The sequence below is a fragment of the Spirochaetaceae bacterium genome, from assembly GCA_009784515.1.
Classification (GTDB): Bacteria; Spirochaetota; Spirochaetia; order WRBN01; family WRBN01; genus WRBN01.
Genome location: WRBN01000105.1, coordinates 1 through 5,205 on the forward strand (window position 1 = coordinate 1; position 5,205 = coordinate 5,205).

The window sequence follows — 5,205 nt, forward strand, 5'->3', positions numbered from 1 at the left end:
AAAAGTCAAGACTAAAATTAGATTTTTTGGTAATATAAAGCGTAGGTTTAGTTACTCTTGATTTTGTATAGATATTAGTTAATTGATTTTATCACTTATCGAGGGATACTTCCGATATTTTTTTCATAGTTTTAGTTTAGCACAGCTTGGGCCTAAAGTAAAGTTAAATTATTAAAGGTAAAGTTAAATTATTAAAGCTTGGCACCTATAAAGGGAGAGTTACCATTACCTTTTGCCCTTGCACTAATCGCCATAACCCGCTATACTAAGCTATCTTTTTAAGGAGCAGCTATGGAAGAAAGCAAAGAAGACAAAGGTGATAGCCTAAATAATAAATTAATGAAAACCCGCTCGGTATTACTATTTGGCGAAGTTAATAAGGTATTAGGCGAAAAAATTATTAAACAATTATTAATTTTAGATAAAGACGGCAGCGAGCCTATTACCGTTTATATTGATAGCCCGGGCGGTGATATTGATGCCGGGTTTGCTATCTTTGATACCTTACGGTTTATTAACTCGCCCATCAGCTGCGTAGTTATGGGCTTAGCGGCCAGTATGGGTGCGATGATATTGCTGGCTGCCGGCCCCGATAAAAGGTTTGGCTTTCCTAATAGCCGTTATTTAATTCATCAGCCTTTAATTAGCGGCACTCTTAAAGGGGTAGCTACCGAAATTGAAATTCATGCCAACGAAATGCAAAAATACCGTCATAAAATTAACGAAATTATCGCTAAAGAATGTAACAAAGAGCTAACACAGGTAGAAAAAGATACCGACCGCGACCATTGGTTTAGTGCCGAAGAGGCCATTAACTATGGGCTAATCAGCCGTATAATTAATCACAAAAAGGAGTTATAAAAACATAAATGGATAAACTTTATTATAGTTACAATCAATTACACAAAACTTTGCAAAATTTAGCCGACAAAATCAAGACCAGCGGCGAAAGTTTTGACTGTATCGTGGCTATTGCTTCGGGCGGGTTAATTCCGGCGCGTATTTTAAAAAACTATCTTAACTTACCTATTTATGTAGTTAATGTAAGTTACTACGACCAAAACGATGTGCACAGCGATACATCTACCGTTATTCAATGGTTAGCCAATCAAGAGATTAGCGGTAAAAAAATTTTACTGGTAGATGAAATTGACGACACGCGTACTACCTTAGCCTATTGTGCCGATAAATTGCTGCAAGATAAACCGGCAAAGTTAGCCGTTGCCGTTATGCACAATAAACAAGTAACTAAAAAAGCCAGCTTACCGAGTGGTGTAACTTACTTTGTAGGAGAAGAAATACCCGGTAAGTGGGTAGTTTACCCGTGGGAAGAAACCGATATTGACGAGCACGACAAGCATATTAATTAATAATTGAGAAGTGAAAACTGAAAAATGAAAATTTTAGTTTTTCACAAACTATCAATTCTCAACTATCAGTTTTCAGTTATCAACTAAAATTATGGATTTAACTAAACTTAATAACGAACAATTTAATGCCGTAACCACTATAGACGGCCCTTTGCTTATTATTGCTGGGGCAGGTAGTGGAAAAACGGGGGTTATTACCCACCGCATTGCTTATATGCTTAAACAAGGTATTGCCCAATCGCACATTTTAGCTTTAACTTTTACCAACAAAGCCGCTAACGAAATGGCGGAGCGTGTTAAAAATTTAAGCAAATCTAAATTAAGTAATTTAACTGTAAGCACTTTTCATGCCTTTGGGGTAAAAGTTTTAAAAGAAAACTGCGCCAAGTTAGGCTGGCGGCCTAATTTTACCATCTACGACAGCCTAGACCAAATTGAAGTAATTAAAGAGGCCGGCCTAGAGCTTAACGCTAACTTTGAGCGCGAAGAATTAAAAAAAATTGCCCAACTTTTTTCGGCCATTAAAACGGAACAGTGCAGTCTTCATCAGCAAGAGCCATTTTATCAGCAACTTTATGCCGAATACGAAGATTTTTTGCAGCTTAAAAATGCTTTTGATTTTGACGATTTAATTGTTAAACCCATAAAATTATTTACCGCTAACCCAGAGGTATTAGCCGGTTACCATAAACGTTATAAATATATTATGGTAGACGAATTTCAAGATACCTCGCTTATGCAATATAAGCTTTTGCAGCTTTTAGGTTATAAAAGCCGTAATGTTTGTTGTGTAGGTGATGACGACCAATCTATTTATAGTTGGCGCGGGGCTAATTATGAAAATATTTTAAATTTTGAAAAAGATTTCCCTGAGCGGCAAGAAATTAAATTAGAACGCAACTACCGAAGTACCGGCAATATTTTAAAGGCTGCTAATAATGTTATAGCTAACAATAGCAACCGTAAAGATAAAGAGTTATGGACCGAAGAGCAAGCCAACGAGGCCGCCTTGCAGCTGCGCTTTTTAGAAGATGAAGAAGAAGAGAGTGAGTTTATCGCCAGTACTATTTTAACTCTTAAAAAAACCGAACAGCGTAAATTAGCCGATTTTGGCATTTTGGTACGCACTAACAGTTTAATGGATATTATCGAAGAGGCCCTTATGCACCGCAACTTGGCCTATAGTATATCGGGTGGCAGCAGCTTTTTTGAACGGCGCGAAATTAAAGATATTACCGCTTATCTTAAACTTATTAGCAATTACAGCGATGATATTAGCTTGCTGCGTATTATTAATACGCCGCGCCGTGGAGTGGGTAAAAAGGGGCTGGAAGCTATTCGCAACTACGCTAAAGGTAAAAATATCGCCCTCTTTTATGCCTTAAAAAATATGGTTTACGGCGAGCAAAGCCACTTTAACGAAGGTACACGCGCCGATTTAGCTGAATTTATCGAGCTTATCCAAAAATACCACGATTTAATGCACGGCAAACAAATGGCACAATTTGGCCGCGATTTAGTAGAAGAGCTTAATTATTGGCACTACTTGCTCACCGATTGCAGCGATAAAGAAGCTAAGTGGCGCTACGATAATATTATGCGTTTTTTTGATTTTTTTGATAATTGGCTAAGTAACCCCGATAACTTAGAGCCTACTTTAATTAATTACCTAAACCGTATAACTTTAAATGGCCGTGAAAGTACCGATGATGACGGCGATAAAGTTAGCCTAATGACTATCCATGCCGCTAAAGGGCTGGAATTTAAAGTTACTTTTTTAGCAGGGGTAGAGGAAAATATTATCCCGCACCAACGGGCTATCGCCGAAGACGCTGTCAACATTGAGGAAGAGCGGCGGCTTTTTTATGTGGCTTTAACAAGAGCACGCGAAAAATTATTTATTTTAGCTTGTCATAAACGTAAAAATGCTCGTGAAAGTCAAAATAATAAGCCTAGCCCTTTTTTAACCGAAATCCCTAGCGAATTAATTGAAACCAGCGAAGAAGAAAGCGAGCTGGTTGCCGAAGAGTTAGCTACCAGCTTTTTTAATAAATTTAAATAAAATGCTACATTGCCGTTATTCTATCATTAAAGTAGATGGCCAAAGCACCATCATTGTCGAGGTACAGAGAGCCGTCTTTACCACTATGCAAAAAAAGGTGGCGGTAACCAACTTTTTTAGAAGTTTTTTAAAAGGAGTGGCTATTGTCCTGCTTTGTTACGATGGGCAGGCACAGCCGTTATTTTATGGCCAGCAAAATATTATTGCTAAATTAAAATTGATTAATTTAGCAACTATCAACTGGCACAATATTATTATTAACTAGGAGAATATTATGACTATACAAATTTATTGCGATGGCGCTTGCAGCGGCAACCCCGGTCCCGGCGGCTGGGCGGCCATTATAGTAAACGGTACAAATGAAGAAGAACTAAGTGGCGGCCATTTACTTACCACCAATAACCAAATGGAGCTAACTGCCGCCATTAACGGTTTACAATTTGCGGCAAATAATTACAGCGAAAGCGGCTGCAGCATTACCACCGATAGTCAATATGTTAAAAACGGTATAACCAGCTGGATAAATAACTGGCGGCGAAACGGCTGGCGCACCGCCGATAAAAAACCGGTTAAAAACCGCGAGTTATGGCAAAAGCTTGACGAGCTAAATGCTCAAATTAAACCAACTTGGCAGTGGGTTAAAGGACACTCTGGCCACCATTACAACGAACGCTGCGATAAGCTAGCCACAGCGGCGGCCAAAGCTATAACTTAATTGCTTACACTGCGGTTAAACCAAAAACGTACCGTTAAACCTAATTTATTGGCAACATAAGGATATGGGCGGATAGAAATCTCTGGCGGTTGGCTATAACTCATCGAGTTGGGAAAGTTAATTTTATCACCAAACCCAACATCAAGGCCAAGACCAACGGTAGTAAAAAGGTTAAGGCCAATTTCCCATCTACCGCCCAATATAAGGCGCATACCTATACCCAAACGTAGTCCGGCGTAAGTTGCTAAGGCCCTAGTTATTTCTTCATCGTTATCATCATTAACTAATTGATAGTCGGCTCCTAGTTCGGGGCCAAGTCCCCAGAAAAAATCGAAAGCCGGGTTAGGCTGCCAGCCGGAAACATGGCGCAAATAATAAGCACTGCCGCCACGGCTAACAAAATAGTTTAGGGGAACAAGTTCATTTTCAACGGTATCAAAATAACCAATAGCGGCCGAACCTTGCCGGTAAATAAACCCAGCTTGTCCTGTAACATTATTTATATTACCAAAGCCCATATTAAGGCCTACTTCAAATTTAGCAACGGTAAGGGGGAATGGCCCGGCATTAATGGCATCTAGGCTATCGTTTCTAAAAAAATCGACAGAGAGCCCGCCATCTACACCAATACCCCAGCCATAAAGATTAGCAGCCAGTAAAAAAAGCGGTACAATTAGTATTTTTTTCATTATTTTATACTCCTATCTTCATTATCGATGGGCCTTGTAATAATATTTACAGCCGCTAGTTAAATTACCAATATTAATTAATAGGGTAACTATCCCTTTATAGTCCCAACAGTATTTATGAAGTGGCTAGCTAGTCTAGCAATTTTATCTAACCAAACCAACCTTAAAAAAGTATCAAAATTTTCTAAAATATTTTCTCAAGTGAAAAAACAGTAACCCATAATTGAGTAGTGGTAACTGAAAGGTGAAAGGTGAAAGATGAAAGATGAAAGATGAAAATTAAGAATTAAAAAGCTATCCACTTTCAGTTTTCACCTTTCAGTTATCAATTATTTACATTTAAGGAGTAAAAAATGTTAGATACCACAG

The 5,205-nt window shown here is 38.5% G+C and carries 6 protein-coding genes; 5 read left to right on the forward strand and 1 reads right to left on the reverse strand.

The annotated features are described in order from the left end of the window. The first annotated feature begins 291 nt into the window (after positions 1-291). The 5 genes from FWE37_09025 (at position 292) to rnhA (ending at position 4,147) form a co-directional block, all read left to right on the forward strand. Complete coding sequence (locus FWE37_09025) at positions 292-861, forward strand: ATP-dependent Clp protease proteolytic subunit (protein MCL2521121.1); 570 nt, start codon at positions 292-294, stop codon at positions 859-861. An 8-nt stretch (positions 862-869) separates the two neighbouring features. After that, positions 870-1,370, forward strand: a complete 501-nt coding sequence (locus FWE37_09030) for a phosphoribosyltransferase (GenBank protein MCL2521122.1) — start codon at positions 870-872, stop codon at positions 1,368-1,370. A 91-nt stretch (positions 1,371-1,461) separates the two neighbouring features. Next, positions 1,462-3,432 (forward strand): UvrD-helicase domain-containing protein, encoded by a 1,971-nt coding sequence (locus tag FWE37_09035; protein MCL2521123.1) that lies wholly within the window; start codon positions 1,462-1,464, stop codon positions 3,430-3,432. Between the two features lies 1 nt (position 3,433). Then, positions 3,434-3,697, forward strand: coding sequence for a hypothetical protein (locus tag FWE37_09040; protein ID MCL2521124.1), 264 nt, complete (start codon positions 3,434-3,436; stop codon positions 3,695-3,697). A 9-nt stretch (positions 3,698-3,706) separates the two neighbouring features. After that, positions 3,707-4,147, forward strand: coding sequence for a ribonuclease HI (gene rnhA / locus FWE37_09045; GenBank protein ID MCL2521125.1), 441 nt, complete (start codon positions 3,707-3,709; stop codon positions 4,145-4,147). Here rnhA and FWE37_09050 read toward each other — a convergent pair. Beyond that, a complete protein-coding gene (locus tag FWE37_09050) occupies positions 4,144-4,836 on the reverse strand; it encodes a hypothetical protein (GenBank protein MCL2521126.1) in 693 nt (230 codons plus the stop codon). The genes rnhA and FWE37_09050 overlap by 4 nt on opposite strands. Between the last annotated feature and the right edge of the window lie 369 nt (positions 4,837-5,205).